16 protein-coding genes are annotated in these 16,401 nt (G+C 36.0%); 8 read left to right on the forward strand and 8 right to left on the reverse strand.

All coding sequences use genetic code 11. The annotated features are described in order from the left end of the window. Positions 1-331 precede the first annotated feature (331 nt). Positions 332-2,572, forward strand: coding sequence for a cation:proton antiporter (locus tag ACIQ1E_RS10750; RefSeq protein ID WP_396171307.1), 2,241 nt, complete (start codon positions 332-334; stop codon positions 2,570-2,572). A gap of 71 nt (positions 2,573-2,643) precedes the next feature. Here the strand turns inward: ACIQ1E_RS10750 and guaB are convergent, their stop codons facing one another. Then, on the reverse strand, positions 2,644-4,116 hold the full coding sequence (gene guaB / locus ACIQ1E_RS10755; RefSeq protein ID WP_396171308.1) for an IMP dehydrogenase: 1,473 nt from the start codon (positions 4,114-4,116) through the stop codon (positions 2,644-2,646). A 161-nt stretch (positions 4,117-4,277) separates the two neighbouring features. On the opposite strand from guaB, the gene ACIQ1E_RS10760 reads away from it, so the two are divergent. Further along, a complete protein-coding gene (locus ACIQ1E_RS10760) occupies positions 4,278-6,782 on the forward strand; it encodes a cation-translocating P-type ATPase (RefSeq protein ID WP_396171309.1) in 2,505 nt (834 codons plus the stop codon). A 7-nt stretch (positions 6,783-6,789) separates the two neighbouring features. On the opposite strand, the gene ACIQ1E_RS10765 is transcribed toward ACIQ1E_RS10760, so the two are convergent. Genes ACIQ1E_RS10765 through ACIQ1E_RS10780 form a run of 4 tightly spaced genes read right to left on the reverse strand, consistent with a single transcriptional unit; the run spans position 6,790 to position 10,720 of the window. Then, on the reverse strand, positions 6,790-8,181 hold the full coding sequence (locus ACIQ1E_RS10765; protein ID WP_396171310.1) for a DUF5723 family protein: 1,392 nt from the start codon (positions 8,179-8,181) through the stop codon (positions 6,790-6,792). Continuing rightward, positions 8,178-8,717, reverse strand: coding sequence for a hypothetical protein (locus ACIQ1E_RS10770; protein ID WP_396171311.1), 540 nt, complete (start codon positions 8,715-8,717; stop codon positions 8,178-8,180). Before ACIQ1E_RS10770 ends, ACIQ1E_RS10765 begins: the two co-directional genes overlap by 4 nt. Before the next feature lie 59 nt (positions 8,718-8,776). Then, positions 8,777-9,640 carry a hydroxymethylglutaryl-CoA lyase gene (locus ACIQ1E_RS10775; RefSeq protein WP_396171312.1) on the reverse strand — a complete coding sequence of 288 codons (864 nt, stop codon included), beginning with the start codon at positions 9,638-9,640 and terminating at the stop codon, positions 8,777-8,779. A gap of 60 nt (positions 9,641-9,700) precedes the next feature. Beyond that, a complete protein-coding gene (locus ACIQ1E_RS10780; RefSeq protein WP_396171313.1) occupies positions 9,701-10,720 on the reverse strand; it encodes a quinone-dependent dihydroorotate dehydrogenase in 1,020 nt (339 codons plus the stop codon). A 170-nt stretch (positions 10,721-10,890) separates the two neighbouring features. Here ACIQ1E_RS10780 and prmA point away from each other — a divergent pair, with 170 nt between their 5' ends. The 3 genes from prmA to ACIQ1E_RS10795 are packed head-to-tail and all read left to right on the forward strand — an operon-like array spanning position 10,891 to position 12,673. Then, complete coding sequence (gene prmA, locus ACIQ1E_RS10785; RefSeq protein ID WP_396171314.1) at positions 10,891-11,724, forward strand: 50S ribosomal protein L11 methyltransferase; 834 nt, start codon at positions 10,891-10,893, stop codon at positions 11,722-11,724. Positions 11,725-11,740: 16 nt separating this feature from the next. After that, complete coding sequence (locus tag ACIQ1E_RS10790) at positions 11,741-12,355, forward strand: class I SAM-dependent methyltransferase (protein WP_396171315.1); 615 nt, start codon at positions 11,741-11,743, stop codon at positions 12,353-12,355. A 42-nt stretch (positions 12,356-12,397) separates the two neighbouring features. Further along, positions 12,398-12,673, forward strand: a complete 276-nt coding sequence (locus ACIQ1E_RS10795) for an ATP-dependent Clp protease adaptor ClpS (RefSeq protein ID WP_396171316.1) — start codon at positions 12,398-12,400, stop codon at positions 12,671-12,673. A 127-nt stretch (positions 12,674-12,800) separates the two neighbouring features. On the opposite strand, the gene ACIQ1E_RS10800 is transcribed toward ACIQ1E_RS10795, so the two are convergent. Next, a complete protein-coding gene (locus ACIQ1E_RS10800; protein WP_396171317.1) occupies positions 12,801-13,214 on the reverse strand; it encodes a DUF6691 family protein in 414 nt (137 codons plus the stop codon). A gap of 3 nt (positions 13,215-13,217) precedes the next feature. After that, positions 13,218-13,775, reverse strand: a complete 558-nt coding sequence (locus ACIQ1E_RS10805) for a YeeE/YedE family protein (RefSeq protein ID WP_396171318.1) — start codon at positions 13,773-13,775, stop codon at positions 13,218-13,220. 147 nt (positions 13,776-13,922) lie between these two features. On the opposite strand from ACIQ1E_RS10805, the gene ACIQ1E_RS10810 reads away from it, so the two are divergent. From ACIQ1E_RS10810 to ACIQ1E_RS10820, 3 genes are read left to right on the forward strand one after another with little or no spacing between them, the layout of a single operon-like run. Further along, a complete protein-coding gene (locus ACIQ1E_RS10810) occupies positions 13,923-14,375 on the forward strand; it encodes a 2-dehydro-3-deoxyphosphooctonate aldolase (RefSeq protein ID WP_396171319.1) in 453 nt (150 codons plus the stop codon). A 47-nt stretch (positions 14,376-14,422) separates the two neighbouring features. After that, the gene (kdsA, locus tag ACIQ1E_RS10815) at positions 14,423-15,241 is read left to right on the forward strand and encodes a 3-deoxy-8-phosphooctulonate synthase (protein WP_396171320.1); all 819 of its coding nucleotides are present in this window, start codon (positions 14,423-14,425) and stop codon (positions 15,239-15,241) included. A 10-nt stretch (positions 15,242-15,251) separates the two neighbouring features. Continuing rightward, positions 15,252-16,160, forward strand: coding sequence for a hypothetical protein (locus ACIQ1E_RS10820; protein WP_396171321.1), 909 nt, complete (start codon positions 15,252-15,254; stop codon positions 16,158-16,160). Between the two features lie 44 nt (positions 16,161-16,204). Here ACIQ1E_RS10820 and ACIQ1E_RS10825 read toward each other — a convergent pair. Beyond that, a partial coding sequence (locus ACIQ1E_RS10825; protein ID WP_396171322.1) for a hypothetical protein occupies positions 16,205-16,401 on the reverse strand: 197 nt, incomplete at its 5' end.

The following is a 16,401-nucleotide window of genomic DNA, read 5'->3' on the forward strand; positions in this document are numbered from 1 at the left end:
CGATTCAACCAAATCAAAGAGCAAATTGTTCTTTGGCTCGAATTTTTACTGCTTATTTTTGCAGATGTATTTTTGGTAAAAAATCTAAAAACTCAAAAAGTGGGTTCTTAAGGAATGACTATTTATTATTTCACGAATTCTTGAAATTTATAGAATTAGTGTAATTCAATTTTTTAAATTTGATAAAAATTAGTGACAATTGGTGTAATTCGTGGCTAACTTTTTTTTCTTCTTTAAAAGCGAACGCCTTGAGATCACTTCTTTTTTTTCTAAAAAAACATATTTTTTGTATATTACCGCCTTAGTTAAAGGAAACCTTAAATTAACGACTATGAATCCAGCCGAAAAAGTAGCCGAACTTTCGCATCACTTAGAACCTTTAATTAGCGATTTAGGACTAATATTAATGACTGCGGGTATCGCCGTACTGATATTCAAAAAGTTAAAACAACCCTTAGTTTTAGGGTATTTAATTGCCGGTTTTTTGGCAGGAAACCACTTTGACTTCTTCCCATCAGTCAAAGAAATTAAAAGCGTTGAAGTTTGGGCCGAAATTGGAATCATCTTTTTATTGTTCAGTCTGGGTCTTGAATTTAGTTTCAAGAAATTAATGAAAGTGGGTGGAACCGCCTCCATTACAGCAAGCACACAGATCGTAACTATGTGTTTTTTGGGGTATTCAGTAGGGCAATGGATGGATTGGTCCAAAATGGACAGTATCTTCTTAGGAGTAATTCTTTCGATTTCTTCCACGACAATTATCTTAAAATCATTTGATGAACTAGGTGTCAAAACACAAAAATTTGCCGGAAATGTAATCGGTTCGCTGATAGTGCAGGATATCTTAGCCATTTTGATGATGGTTTTATTGTCGACTATTGCAGTTAGCAATCAGTTTTCAGGCATGGCACTCTTTTTATCGGTCTTGAAACTGGTATTTTTCCTTGTTCTTTGGTTTTTAGGAGGAATTTTCATCATTCCGACTGTTCTCAAAAAGACCAAACATTTATTGACTGATGAAATGCTATTGATCATTTCTTTAGCCTTATGTCTCACTATGGTTGGTTTAGCTGCCAATGTAGGTTTTTCACCTGCCTTGGGAGCTTTTATTATGGGCTCCATCATTGCCGAAACCACTCAAGCCGAGCATATTGAACATCTAGTAAAACCCGTAAAAGATTTATTTGGCGCTGTGTTTTTTGTATCAGTGGGGATGTTAATTGACCCCGAAATTTTGTATGAACACGCCATTCCCGTTGTTATTCTTTCGTTTGTAACCATATTTGGGCAATCTATTAGTTCTACTTTTGGCGCTTTATTATCAGGACAACCTTTGAAAGATTCGATCAGAACAGGAATGAGTTTGTCACAAATTGGGGAATTTTCTTTTATCATAGCCACTTTAGGTGTGACTTTGAATGCAACAAATTCTTTTTTGTATCCAATAGTAGTAGCTGTTTCGGCTGTGACGGTATTTACTACTCCTTTTATGATCAAATATTCGCTACCCTTTTCAGAATATTTAGCGCATAACTTACCACGAAAGTGGACCAAGCGAATCGAACGCTATTCCGCGAGTACTCAAGCAATAAAAACCGTGAGTCTCTGGCAAACTGTAATCAATGCTTTTTTAATTCAAGTGATTGCATTAGTGGTTATTATTTTGGCAATAATTTCACTTTCAACGACCTATATTCAACCATTAGTAGCCGATTATCATTTTGGGAATGCCTTGGGATCATTGATTACTTTGAGTATAATTTCTCCTTTTTTATGGGCCCTCGCCTTTCGTAGAGGTGCTGCCGAAGAAATGGAACAATTATTGGTCGATAGAAAATCTCGAGGTCCAATTACTATGTTATTTTTTATTCGGGTTGTGCTATCCATTTTCTTTATTGTATTATTATTGAATACCTTTTTCTCTCAAAAAATCACTTTGATTGCCTTGATAATTGCAATAATAATCTATTTGATTTTTAGAAAAAAACTCCATATTCAATACCATAAAATTGAGGATCATTTTCTAGCTAATTTACACGGAAGAGAAATTGAAAAAGCCAAAAGAAGCCGAAGTGATTTAACACCCTGGGATGGACACATGGCTGTTTTTGATATTGTCAAAGAATCGAATATCGCTGGTGAATCTTTGAGAAATTTACAACTTAGAGAGTTATTAGGCATTAATATCGTATCGATAAAAAGAGGTGAAATCACGATTCATATTCCACAAAGAAACGAACGAATTTTTCCGGGTGACGAAATTTGTGTGATTGGTACGGATATACAAGTGCAAGAATTTAAAAAATATTTAGACCAACACGAAACCGATGTGTCACCAGAAATCGTAGAACCGGATATTGTTTTAAGCCAAATTGAATTGAAAAATCACACTTTTATTGGAAAAAGTATCAAAGAATCGAAACTCCGCGAAAAAACAAAAGGATTGATTGTAGGTATCGAAAAAAGAGGCTATCGAATCTTAAATCCAGAATCCTACATTATTCTGGAAAAAGACGACATTTTGTGGATTGTGGGCGATAAAAAATTACTAGCCGATTTGGTTCACGATTAAATTATCAGTATACAAAAAAAGGTGCAAAAATCAAATCTTGCACCTTTTTAAATATAGACTTTCGTCTTATTTTATCTCGAATAATTTGGAGCTTCTTTGGTAATTGTCACATTATGAGGGTGACTTTCGGTGATTCCGCTAGAGGTGATTCGAACAAAACGACCAGTTTCTTGTAAGGTTGGAACATCTTTGGCACCACAATAACCCATTCCGGCACGAAGTCCACCAATGAATTGTTGCATACTTTCTTCCAATTCTCCTTTGTATGGCACACGCCCCACGATTCCTTCGGGAACTAGTTTTTTGACATCGTCTTCTACATCTTGGAAATAACGATCTTTCGATCCGCCTTCCATGGCTTCAACAGAACCCATTCCGCGATACGATTTGAATTTTCTTCCTTCGAAAATAATAGTTTCTCCTGGAGATTCCATTGTCCCTGCTAAAAGTGATCCTAACATTACACAATGAGCACCAGCAGCGAGTGCTTTTGGAATATCACCTGTATAACGAATTCCACCATCGGCGATAACGGGAACTCCTGTTCCTTTTAAGGCTGCGGCAACTTCAAGAACAGCAGAAAACTGAGGAAAACCAACACCCGCAATAATACGAGTAGTACAAATAGAACCTGGACCAATGCCCACTTTTACACCATCGGCACCATTTTCTACCAGAAATTTAGCTGCTTCTGGAGTGGCAATGTTTCCAACAATAACATCAACTTTTGGAAAATTAGCCTTGATATCTTTCAAAACATTGACAACACCTTGAGTATGACCGTGAGCAGTATCTATAATAATAGCATCGACACCTGCATTTATAAGTGCAGTAGCTCTTTCGAGTGCATCGCCTGTAACGCCAATGGCTGCAGCCACACACAAACGACCGTAAACGTCTTTGTTAGCATTGGGTTTTTGAGTAAGTTTAGTAATATCTCTAAAAGTAATTAATCCAACTAATTTATTTTCGGAATTGATTACCGGAAGTTTCTCGATTTTATGCCCTTGCAAAACTACTTCTGCCTGCGCAAGAGAAGTTCCTTCCGCAACAGTAACCAAGTTTTCGCTTGTCATTACTTCTATAATTGGTCTGGCATTGTTGGTTTCGAAACGCAAATCACGATTTGTTACAATTCCTTTCAACACTCTATTTTCATCTACAATTGGAATACCACCAATTCCGAATTCTTTCATTGCTTTTTTAGCATCGGCAACAATTGAATTCAAAGGCAAAGTTACAGGATCGATAATCATACCGGATTCAGCACGTTTTACTTTTCGAACTTTGGCAGCTTGTTGTTCGATAGTCATATTTTTATGCAAAACACCAATACCGCCTTCTTGAGCCATAGCAATTGCCATAGCACTTTCGGTAACGGTATCCATTGCAGCTGATACAATGGGAACATTAAGCGAAATGTTTCTAGAAAATTTTGATTTTATACTCACTTCGCGAGGAAGTACACTGGAAAAATTGGGAACTAATAATACATCATCGTAAGTAAGACCTTCGCCGATAATCTTGGAGTTGTGTGCTATCATTGCAATTTGAAGTTGTAGTTAAATTGCGTGCAAATTTAGGCAATCTTAAGCAGATTTACATCATAAATAGCAATTTTAATGATTAAATTTGTATAGCATCCCATTTTACTATGCATTACCTCAAATTTTATTCTATACTGAAATCAATAAATTAATTTAGGATGGAAAAATCAAATCAATCACTGCAAGGGCTTTGCGAAGAAGAAGTGATTCGATCAAGAGAGAAAAACGGTTCTAATTCACTGGAACATCAGGATAAAAACCATTTTATTACTTCCCTTCTTGAAATGATTAAGGAGCCCATGTTTTTGCTCTTGATAACAGCGACAAGCGTTTATTTTATAACCGGAAAATACAGTGATGGTTTTTTTATGCTAGCTGCCATTTTTTTGGTTTCAACAATTTCACTCTACCAAGAATCAAAGAGTCGTAATGCTATTGAAGATCTTAAAAAGCTATCACAACCCAAAACTAAAGTAATTCGAAATGGCGAGCTGATAGAGATTCCAAGTGAAGAAATTGTACTAGGCGATTTCATCCAAGCCGAAGAAGGTAGTTTTGTGCCAGCTGATGGCATCATTATTCAATCGAATGATTTTTCGGTAAATGAATCTATTTTAACAGGAGAATCACTTTCGGTTTTCAAAAATGAAAAATCTGAAATAAGCCATGTTTTTCAAGGAACGATCGTGACTAGTGGTCTCGCCATTTGCAAAGTTACTGCTGTCGGAAATCAAACAGAATTAGGAAAAATAGGAAACAGTCTAGCTTCGATTATCGAAGAAAAAACACCACTACAACTACAAATTGGAAACTTTGTAAAATATTTATCTATCATCGGCTTATTTTTTTTCGGTATCGTTTGGGCTGCAAATTTTTACAATTCTAGACTATTCTTAGACAGCTTGCTCAAAGCACTCACTTTGGCAATGAGCATCATTCCTGAGGAAATACCTGTGGCCTTTACCACTTTTATGGCTTTGGGTGCTTGGCGCTTGATGAAAATGGGCATCATTGTAAAACAGACCAAAACCGTTGAAACATTAGGAAGTGCCACCGTAATTTGCACTGATAAAACAGGCACTATTACTCAAAACAAAATGAGTTTGGCGCAATGGTACACGTTTTCAAATGACAAAATCAATAGTAATTTGGATGAACATATAAACAATGATGAAATTGAGTTACTCCAAAAAGCGATGTGGGCGAGCGAACCCATTCCTTTTGATGGTATGGAAATCGCACTTCACGAGGCTTATTCCAAATATAGCATTCTGGACGAAAGACCAAATTATAATTTAATTCACGAATATCCTTTGGGCGGAAATCCTCCGATGATGACCCACATTTTTGAAAACCAAAAAGCAACTAGAATCATCGCGGTCAAAGGTGCCCCCGAAGCCATAATAGCGTCTTGTAAACTTTCGACAGAGGAGGTTCAAAAAATCAATACTGCCATTGAATCGATGTCGAAAGAAGGGTTTCGAGTATTGGGTGTTGGCGTTTCTGAATTTTCAGGGAATAATTTTCCAAAGACACAACAGGAATTCACTTTTAAATTTCTGGGAATAGTTGCTTTTTATGACCCTCCAAAAGACAATATCAATACTGTTCTTGATTCTTTTTATAAGGCAGGAATTCAGGTAAAAATTGTCACTGGTGATAATGCGGCAACCACTTCAACTATAGCTCGACAAATTGGTTTTCAGAACCCAGAAAAAGTCCTTAATGGTGATGAATTAATGAAAATGGATGAAGCCACATTGAATGACAAAGTGATGGAAACTACCGTATTTACAAGAATGTTTCCCGAAGCTAAACTAAAGATAATTCAGGCTTTGAAAGCCAATAATCAAATAGTAGCAATGACTGGTGATGGTGTCAACGATGGACCGGCTTTAAAATCAGCTCATATTGGGATTGCAATGGGCAAAAAAGGAACCGAAATTGCAAAACAAGCTGCAAACCTCATCCTAATTGACGATGATTTATCGAAAATGGTTGATGCAATAGCGATGGGCAGAAAAATCTATATTAACCTAAAAAAAGCTATACAATATATTATTTCAATTCACATCCCAATCGTGATGATAGTTTTTATTCCTCTAGTTTTGGGTTGGCTTTATCCCAATATTTTTTCGCCTGTACACATAATTTTTCTCGAAATCATTATGGGCCCAACTTGCTCAATTATTTATGAAAATGAACCAATGGAATCGAATTTAATGCTGCAGAAACCACGGCTTTTTACCAATACTTTTTTTAATTTGAAAGAAATAATGATTAGCATCGTCCAAGGCTTGGTAATTACTCTCGGGCTTTTGTTCGTTTATTTGTTTTGTGTTCAAGAAAATGACTCTGAGAGTGTCACTCGAACCGTAGTTTTTCTAACATTAATTGCTTCGAATATTTTCTTAACATTGGCTAATCGTTCGTTTTATTATTCGATTTTTACCACCATTCGATACCAAAACAACTTGGTATTTTTAATCATTACGCTAACGATTTTAATGACCAGTTTATTGCTATTTGTTCCCGTTTTTAGGCATTTCTTTATGTTTGACAAAGTATCAGTCAGACAAGTAGGAATGAGTATTTTGGTTGGCTTTGCCTCGGTGATGTGGATTGAAATTTTGAAACTAATCAAGCGGAAAGCTCAAAAGTAACCAACATTTAATCCGGAGTATTTTTGACCGGAAAAACAATATTCAAACCCATCTGAAAGGACAAACTATTAGCCTTAGAAATATCCGCATATTCTAAAAGATTATCTGCCAAAATATAAAAATTGACTTTACCAATCGTAGTTGCCAATCCCAAACCTACATTTTTAGCGGAATAAGAATCTATTGTATACGTGGCTTTCAATTCTAAAGAATCGAAAAGTTGCCTTCTATAATAACCTGTAATTGCAGCAAGAGGCGATCTTGGCGCCGACATTACAAACAATTGCGCTCCAACTGAATTGGTGTATTTAATTTCGTTTCCTCCGGTACAATTGCAATCTGAATCCCTTCCGTCTCCAAAAGAATATTGAATCGAAGAATTGAATTTCAAAGGTCGCCAAGTCTTATACTTTGTATTCAACGTATCTAAGGGAATAGCGTCATTAAATTCTTCTAATAAATCATTTGAGTTTCCAAGAATAAAATCTGGAGTTAGTCCCACATAATTATAATAGCCTTTATAACTATAGCTCTCGACTTCTTTAGTATGACTAATGAAACCAATGTCTATTAAACTTGCCGTAATTTGAAGATTTTCCTTGGGATAATAAGTCAGTCCTAAATCCAATCCCAACCCGAGATTCCCCCCTAGTAAAGTTTTTTTCACAATATCACTTCCTGCGTTACCGGAGTAATTTTCGATATAATTTGTTAGTCCTGAAGTGTTGACCAATGCGTTGGCAGAAATGACTTGGTCATAAACCGAATCAGTGCCTAGAATAGTGTAAAAATAGCCTGAATTTTTTGTAGAAGAAATATTAAAAATACTGGAATATATCTTTCCTCTAGCCCCAAGAATCAATTTCTCATTGACTCTTTTGTGATAACCAACATGAAAAACCGAAAGCATTTCGGCTCTGGCATTCAAATCACCCATATCAAACACCTTTCCTAAATAATTCTGATTTCCGTCTAATGCTAAAATCGCGTAATCTTTGGGCACATAGGTCAAAACATCAGCTTCCTGATACATTCCGAAGGAAATATAGGCATTCTCTTGCCAGTCACCCAATTTGAATCCACCACTAAAAATCTCTAATTGTTGATTCATACTTACTTTATCATTCCTTGAAGTAGAGAATACTACATTTCGTAATTTAGTATTGAAATCGACTCCATTATCGGCAAATAGATCATAAACCGAAAATCCAGTGGACCCCACATTTGCCGATAATCCAGAAACCAGCGGAACACCTACAAACCAATTATAACTAACATCAGAACCGGGATTCGACAACATAGATTGCGGCACAGAAGTAAAATTGTAGAGGATTTGCTTGTTTTGAGAAAAACAATTTAAAGCAATGATTAAAACGATGATTAGGTATACTTTTCTCATTGGAACACCAAATAAAGAGTCGCACTTGAACGAAGTTTTAAGCTTCCAGTACTATTACTATTCAAGGGTGGTCCGGGTAATAAGGCGACAGCAAAAGCTATTTTTGTGGTCTTTTTTAAAATATCAAGCTTAGCATTTTCGAATATTTCAGTTTTTGAAACCATAATCGGAGCCCCGACTGTATAAGCATTCACACTAAAAGGAATTGCATATAGCCTCGTATTATTGTCATCCAGTAAATACAAATTGATAATAAAAGCTCTGTTGACAGTATTGGTGAATTCGAAAAAAAAGTCCGCTCGGGTTGTACTGTCTGCAAAATCTTCATCTTCAAAAACCTTAAAATCCATAATATCACCAACCAATGGTTGTTCGACCCCACCAACAATAAATTGATTGGCCTTCATATCAAAAAAAGCTAAATTAGCAATAACGACAGGCTCCAATTTTAAATCATTGGCTTGATCAAAATCTAAATCGCTAGAACAGGACGTAGAAAATAGAATGAGAATAAAAATCCCTAAAAGTTTATTCATAGTTTTCAATGCATTGGGGAGTTACATTTTTAACGAAGATATTTATTTTTTAGTATTTATTAATGAAAGGACGAAAATAATTTTGAAGCTTCATTATAAGCACTTTCGAAACTCATAGCTCTTAAATTGGTATTTTCTTTTTTGGAATTAAAGTACGAAAGTAACTTCTCTGTTGGCATATTGCCTGTCAGAACATCCCTAGCCATAGGACATCCTCCAAAACCTTGAATGGCTCCATCAAATCGCCGACAACCCGCATTATAAGCTGCATCTATTTTTTCAAACCATTTATCTGGTGTAGTGTGCAAATGGGCACCAAATTCGATGGATGAATATTGAGGAATTAAATGTGAAAACAAATACTGAATCACCTCGGGAGTAGAACTTCCGACTGTATCCGAAAGCGACAAGATTTTTACTCCCATATTCGAAAGTGTTTCGGTCCACTGGCTTACAATTTCAGTATTCCAGGGATCACCGTATGGATTTCCAAATCCCATCGAAAGGTAAGCTACAACTTCCTTGTTGCTTTTATCCGCAATTTCGAGAATTTCTTGCAAAGTGATTAAGGATTCAGCAATCGTTTTGTGGGTATTCCGCATCTGAAAATTCTCGGAAATCGAGAACGGAAAACCTAAATATTGAATGGATTGGTGTTGTGAAGCATCGACAGCACCTTGTGTATTGGCAATAATAGCCAATAATTTACTCTGAGTTTTCGAAAGATCTAAACTCGCCAAAACTTCGGCGGTATCTTGCATTTGAGGAATTGCCTTAGGAGAAACAAAACTCCCAAAGTCGATGGTGTCAAAACCCACCCGAAGCAAGGATTGAATGTAGGCCACTTTGTTTGCAGTAGGAATAAAAGTTTTTATTCCTTGCATCGCATCTCGGGGACATTCTATAATTTTTATTGCTTCCATTGAAATTCAAAGATAAGCAAAAGGGATTTTGCCACAAAGACACAAATACACAAAGTTTTCTTATAGCTTTTGTAAAATCTTTTTGTTGATTTCCTTAATCAATGCTGGCCCTTCATAGATAAAACCGGTATACAATTGTACTAAACTAGCTCCAGCTTCCAATTTTTCGATAGCATCATCAGCAGAATGTATCCCTCCTACTCCAATAATCGGAAACGCTTTATTGCTTTTTTCAGAAAGAAAACGAATCACTTCTGTCGAACGGTTTTTCAATGGTTTGCCAGACATTCCGCCCATTTCAACTTTATTTTCAGATTGCAAACCTTCACGCGACAACGTTGTATTAGTCGCAATTACTCCTGCAATTTTAGTTTCTTTAACAATATCAATGATATCCAATAATTGCGAATCGGTCAAATCGGGTGCAATTTTCAACAAAATTGGTTTCTGCTTTGGCTTGGTTAAATTCTGATTCTGTAAAGTTTGCAGCAATTGCTTCAAAGGCTCTTTTTCCTGCAATTCTCGAAGATTAGGAGTGTTTGGCGAACTCACATTTACTACAAAATAATTGACATAATCGTATAAAGCATCAAAACAAATCAGGTAATCATCGACTGCATTTTCGTTAGGAGTGACTTTGTTTTTGCCAATATTTCCGCCAATAAGCACACCTTTGTTTTTCTTCAATCGTTCGACAGCTTGCTGAACTCCACCGTTATTAAACCCCATCCTGTTGATGATTGCACTGTCTTCGACTAAGCGAAAGATCCTTTTCTTCGGGTTCCCTTCCTGTCCTTTTGGTGTGATGGTTCCAATTTCTATAAATCCAAAACCTAGGTTCGACAACTCATTATATAAGGAAGCATCTTTATCCATTCCGGCGGCTAAACCAACAGGATTTTTGAACTTCAAACCAAAGACTTCCGTTTCAAGTCGTTTGTCATCGACAACGTACAATGCTCTAAAAAGGGAAGAAACTCCCGGTATTTTAGACAAATTACGAATACATGAAAAGGTAAAATAATGCACTTTTTCAGGGTCAAAGGCGAAAAAGAGCGGGCGAATAAGTTGTTTGTACATAATGAATTGTGTTGTGCTGCAAAAATAGAATTATCTAATCGAATTAATAAATATTTAAACGAATAATTTACTGTATTAAAAATAAATTTGATATTACAATTTGACTACCAGTCTATGCAAACTGCAAACTGACCTGTGCCAACTTTTTACTACCTTTGCAAAAAAAATTTATGTCGAATATATATTTAGGGTATCATTTTATTGTAGAACCCAAAGAACTCGGTTCCGAAATCTTGGTTGCCGAACTGGGCGAATTAGCTTTCGAAAGCTTTATCGATAGTGATTTGGGTATAATAGCTTACATTCAAAAAGACCTTTGGAATGAAAATATCCTTGACGATTTGTTCATTCTACAATCGCTAGAATTTACTATATCGTACAAAATTGAAGAAATCGACCAAGTGAACTGGAATGAAGAATGGGAAAAAAATTTCGAACCAATTGATGTTGATGGAAAATGCCACGTTCGTGCACCTTTTCACCCCAAAACCGACGCGGAATTTGACATTGTTATCGAGCCTAAAATGAGTTTTGGCACAGGTCATCACGAAACCACGCATATGATGATTCAGCATTTATTAGAAATGGACGTTGCGGGTTTAAAAACCTTGGATATGGGTTGCGGAACAGCAATTTTGGCAATTTTGGCGGAGATGAAAGGTGCTCAACCTATCGATGCCATAGATATTGATAACTGGTGTTATTTGAATTCTATTGAAAATGCCGAACGCAATAATTGCACACAGATTACAGTTTATGAAGGTGATGCCGCTTTATTGAAAGACAAAAAATACGATTTGATTATTGCCAACATCAACCGAAATATTCTGCTAAATGATATGCAATCGTATGTTGATTGTTTGAATCCAAATGGAACTTTATTATTAAGTGGCTTTTATACCGAAGATATTCCGTTTATTGATTCTTCTTGCACCGAAAAAGGCTTAACCTATGTTAAGAAATTCGAAAGAAATAATTGGGTATCCTTGAAATATGTAAATTAGCATTCAATTACAAAAAATGGAAATCGACAGGAAAAATCATTGGGAAATTGTTTACGGAACCAAACAACCTAACGAAGTGAGTTGGACACAAGACAATCCGAAAACTTCGCTTGAATTTATCCGAGAAGCGAGCAAAGACAAAACCGCTAAAATTATAGACATTGGTGGCGGCGACAGCAAACTTGTCGATTATTTGTTAGCTGATGGCTACGAAAACATAACTGTTTTGGATATTTCGGAAAATGCTTTGGAAAGAGCCAAAAAAAGATTGGGAAAAGATGCCGAAAAAGTAAGTTGGATCGTTTCAGATATTACGCAATTCAAACCGGAAATTCATTATGATATTTGGCACGATCGAGCCACATTCCATTTTTTGACCACGGAAGAACAAATTAATATCTATCTTCGAACAATTGAAAAATGGGTTTCCGGTTCGATTATAATTGGAACTTTTTCAGAAAAAGGACCAATAAAATGTAGTGGCCTTGACATTAAACAATATTCGGAAGCAGCAATGGAAGAACAGTTTTCACATCACTTCACAAAAATAAATTGCATCAATGAAGACCATTCGACTCCATTTGAAACCAAACAAAATTTTACGTTTTGTGCATTTAAAAAAATCAAATAATACGAAATCAATTTTTATTTAAAACCTACAAATTATCTAAAAATGAGCACTAAAGAAAAAGTTAGAGAAAGAGTCAGCCTTAAAGAAGCGACAACCATCAACAATGAAATCATACTGCATAATGACGATGTCAATACTTTTGACCACGTTATTGAAACCCTGATTCGAGTTTGCAGTCACACGGCGGAGCAAGCAGAGCAATGTGCGCTGATCGTACATTATAAAGGAAAATGTACTGTAAAAACTGATGTTTTAGAAAAACTAAAACCACAATGCTCACAATTGCTTGATGCAGGTTTGAGCGCTGAGATTATTTAAAATTACATTTTACACCATAAAAAAGCAGGATTTTCTAAAACGAAAATCCTGCTTTTTTATGTCAATGATACAATTATTTTAATCCGATTTCATCGCCGTCTCTATTGCAGTGGGTTTGGGTGAGGCTTTAATGCGGCAATTTATACTTAATCAATCCGTATAAAAATGTACCGAATAGCGCTCCAAAAAGCACTAGAAGTATTGGCAAAAACCCAGCTCCAAGCAATATAAATATTGGCCCCGGACAAGCACCAACCAAAGCCCAGCCTAATCCAAAGAAAATCCCACCTATCCAAAACCGAATCGAACCTGCCTCTTTCGGAATAATTTCTATCGGCAAACCTCTGAAATCTGTGATGTTTCTTCTTTTTATAATTTGGATTCCAATTAGCCCCGTCACAACAGCAACCATAATGATTCCATACATATGAAAGGATTGAAATAGAAACATTTCATAAATTCGGTACCACGAAACCGCTTCGGATTTTGTTAAAACAATCCCGAAAACAAATCCTACGATGATATATTTTATTGCTTTCATAGTCTAAAAAATTAAGGGTAAAATAAAATGCGCCATAATCAATCCACCGATAAAAAACCCAATGACAGCTTTTAATGAAGGTAACTGTAAACTACTCAAACCATAAATAGCGTGTCCTGAGGTACAACCACTAGCATAACGAGTCCCGAATCCAATCAGTATGCCACCGATAAGCAATATGGCAATCATTTTTGGAGATTCGAAAATTTCATTTCCAAAAAGAGCATCAGGTAACAATTTACCATTGGGAGCATCGATTCCCATTTCTGTCAATTGCACAATTGTTTTTGGATTGATATCAACATTCGAAAGATCACTCATAAAATGTACCGCCACAAACCCTCCCAACATAGCCCCCAAAACCACTAACAAATTCCAGCGCTGCGTTTTCCAATCGAAGTCAAAAAAACCAACTTTTTTCCCCATTCCTGCCATTGCACATAACGAACGCAAATTCGAAGACATTCCGAAAGTTTTTCCGAAATATATCAAGCTAAGCATTACCATTCCTATCAAAAACCCTGAAACATACCAAGGCCAAGTTTGAAATAAAATTCCCATAATATTATATTTATGGGGCTAAAATAATAATTCTAATTTTATAAGCTGAATAAATAAGGCATAATTGTTGTTTATGGCAGTAATACCGCTTAAATTTGTTGTCCAAAACAATTCAATTTGATTCTCAAATAAGCGAACAATCTACTTATGAAAAAAATAATTCTTTTCCTTGCATTACTAATGATTGCGACCTCTTGCATCAGCACTCAATCTACTATAAAAAACATCGACAACGATGCACCAAATCTTCAACTTGCTGAAAACAACACCTTTTTAATTTCGGAATTCAGCAAAGACAAAAAATACGGATACGACCAAGATTATCCAATCAATATATTTTTTGAAAGTACACGAAACTCTACCATCAATCAACAACGATTTTTAAATGCGCTCGCAGGACCAAAAGGCGAAAAAATAACCTATACCAAACTGGAAAGTTGCTGTCCATTTCCTACTAAAAGAAGCGATATGGGGGCAGGATTATTAGACACTTACGAACTAAAATGGGAAGGGCAAAAAAGCCCGGTAATTTTATATTTGAACATATACGAAAAAGGAGTCTTGATGGTACCGTTTGGTTTGAGTTTGAAAAAAAAATAACTAAAAACCACAAATCCTAACTATCTTTGTAACCAGAAAATTTACCTATGAACATACACAACATTCCACAAATAAAACATACCGAAAGCGGGAACTTCTTTCTATTAGCAGGACCTTGCGCTATTGAAGGCGAAGAAATGGCGATGCGCATTGCTGAAAAATTAGTTGGCATTACCGAAAAATTAGAAATCCCTTTCGTTTTCAAAGGTTCTTTCAAAAAAGCGAATCGCTCTCGAATTGATAGTTTTTCAGGAATTGGCGATGAAAAAGCCTTACAAATTCTTCGAAAAGTATCCGATACTTTTGGTGTCCCGACCGTAACTGACATTCACACGAATGAAGATGCTGCAATGGCTGCCCAATATGTCGATGTACTTCAAATCCCTGCTTTTTTAGTTCGTCAAACTGATCTCGTCGTGGCTGCTGCCAATACTGGAAAAGTAGTCAACCTGAAAAAAGGACAATTTATGAGTCCTGAAAGTATGAAACACGCTGTTCAGAAAGTATTGGATTGCCACAATCAAAACGTGATGGTGACGGACCGAGGAACGATGTTTGGCTACCAAGATATGATCGTAGATTTTCGCGGAATTCCGACAATGAAAGAATATGCTACAACGGTTCTTGACATTACACATTCCTTACAACAACCCAACCAAACTTCAGGTGTAACTGGCGGAAGACCCGATATGATTGAAACCATTGCCAAAGCAGGAATCGCTGTGGGTGTCGATGGAATTTTTATTGAAACTCATTTTGACCCAGCCAATGCCAAAAGTGATGGAGCCAATATGCTACATTTAGACTATTTCGAAGCCTTAATGACCAAACTTGTTGCCATCCGAAAAACCATAAATCAATTTTAATAATTTCATTTTGAAAACTTCAATTTCATCAGCAATAGTATTACTGCTGTTCATCTGTTCTAACACATTCGCGCAAAACGACAGTATCAAAAAAGAACGATATACTGCTCACAATAAAGGAAAATTCACCATTGCTTGGGGTGGAAACCGAGGATATTATACCGACTCAGACATTCATTTTACAGGAGATGATTATAATTTTATGGTCGCAAACGCTAAGGCGCACGACAAACCAAAAGGGTGGCATGTCGACTATGTAATGCCGGGAAGTATGACAAAACCGCAAACCAATTTCAAACTAGGTTATTTTATTTCAGATAAATACAGTGTATCTATTGGAGTGGACCATATGAAATATGTAATGACCCAAAACCAAACCGCTAACGTGACTGGTACTATTAATTTACCAGCAGATCAATCTGGATCTTATTACAACGGAGGTTATAATAATACACCTGTAGATATGTCTCAAAATGGTGCTCAAGAAGGTGGTTTCGAAGAACCTCAGACAGGAATTCCAGCTTTTTTAATGTTCGAGCATACCGACGGTTTAAATTATATTTACAGCGAAATTGCCCGTCAAGATGATATCTCGCGTTGGTTTGGTATTAAGAACACTGATAAGTTTCAAGTCAATTTCAATGCAGGTTTCGGACTTGGACTGTTATATCCAAAAACCAACACTACCCTGCTGGGCAAAGAAAGATACGATGATTTTAATGTAGCAGGATATGGGACATCGCTTAAAGCAGGACTTAACTTGACAATTTTCAAATATTTCACCATCGAAGGTGTTTTGAAAGGTGGCTATATCAATATGCCCGACATCAGAACAACAACTAGCAGCTCAGACTCAGCAGACCAAGAATTTTTCTTTGGACAAACCATTATAGCATTTGGCGGAATTTTTAAACTTTAATTTCGACATATCTTTATAAAAAAATCTCCCAGAAGGAGATTTTTTTATTGATACAAACCTCGAGCTTCGCGAATAACATCTTCTAAAATGACATTGTCAATACTTTCTAAACTAAAATAGTCATTCCTTAAAAACAAATTAACAATCTGATTGTTAATAACTTGTGATAAAATAATATTAAAAAAGGCTCTGTTAAATTGCCAAAAAGTGTATATTTCGGTATAAAAAAGTGGCAATATGT

It is taken from the genome of Flavobacterium sp., assembly GCF_044348915.1.
Taxonomy (GTDB): domain Bacteria; phylum Bacteroidota; class Bacteroidia; order Flavobacteriales; family Flavobacteriaceae; genus Flavobacterium.

Excerpts from the sequence above, each read along its gene's own strand:
- ACIQ1E_RS10750 (WP_396171307.1), top strand. The coding sequence starts at position 332 with ATGAATCCAGCCGAAAAAGTAGCCGAACTTTCGCATCACTTAGAACCT.
- guaB (WP_396171308.1), bottom strand. The coding sequence starts at position 4,116 with ATGATAGCACACAACTCCAAGATTATCGGCGAAGGTCTTACTTACGAT.
- ACIQ1E_RS10760 (WP_396171309.1), top strand. The coding sequence starts at position 4,278 with ATGGAAAAATCAAATCAATCACTGCAAGGGCTTTGCGAAGAAGAAGTG.
- ACIQ1E_RS10765 (WP_396171310.1), bottom strand. The coding sequence starts at position 8,181 with ATGAGAAAAGTATACCTAATCATCGTTTTAATCATTGCTTTAAATTGT.
- ACIQ1E_RS10770 (WP_396171311.1), bottom strand. The coding sequence starts at position 8,717 with ATGAATAAACTTTTAGGGATTTTTATTCTCATTCTATTTTCTACGTCC.
- ACIQ1E_RS10775 (WP_396171312.1), bottom strand. The coding sequence starts at position 9,640 with ATGGAAGCAATAAAAATTATAGAATGTCCCCGAGATGCGATGCAAGGA.
- ACIQ1E_RS10780 (WP_396171313.1), bottom strand. The coding sequence starts at position 10,720 with ATGTACAAACAACTTATTCGCCCGCTCTTTTTCGCCTTTGACCCTGAA.
- prmA (WP_396171314.1), top strand. The coding sequence starts at position 10,891 with ATGTCGAATATATATTTAGGGTATCATTTTATTGTAGAACCCAAAGAA.
- ACIQ1E_RS10790 (WP_396171315.1), top strand. The coding sequence starts at position 11,741 with ATGGAAATCGACAGGAAAAATCATTGGGAAATTGTTTACGGAACCAAA.
- ACIQ1E_RS10795 (WP_396171316.1), top strand. The coding sequence starts at position 12,398 with ATGAGCACTAAAGAAAAAGTTAGAGAAAGAGTCAGCCTTAAAGAAGCG.
- ACIQ1E_RS10800 (WP_396171317.1), bottom strand. The coding sequence starts at position 13,214 with ATGAAAGCAATAAAATATATCATCGTAGGATTTGTTTTCGGGATTGTT.
- ACIQ1E_RS10805 (WP_396171318.1), bottom strand. The coding sequence starts at position 13,775 with ATGGGAATTTTATTTCAAACTTGGCCTTGGTATGTTTCAGGGTTTTTG.
- ACIQ1E_RS10810 (WP_396171319.1), top strand. The coding sequence starts at position 13,923 with ATGAAAAAAATAATTCTTTTCCTTGCATTACTAATGATTGCGACCTCT.
- kdsA (WP_396171320.1), top strand. The coding sequence starts at position 14,423 with ATGAACATACACAACATTCCACAAATAAAACATACCGAAAGCGGGAAC.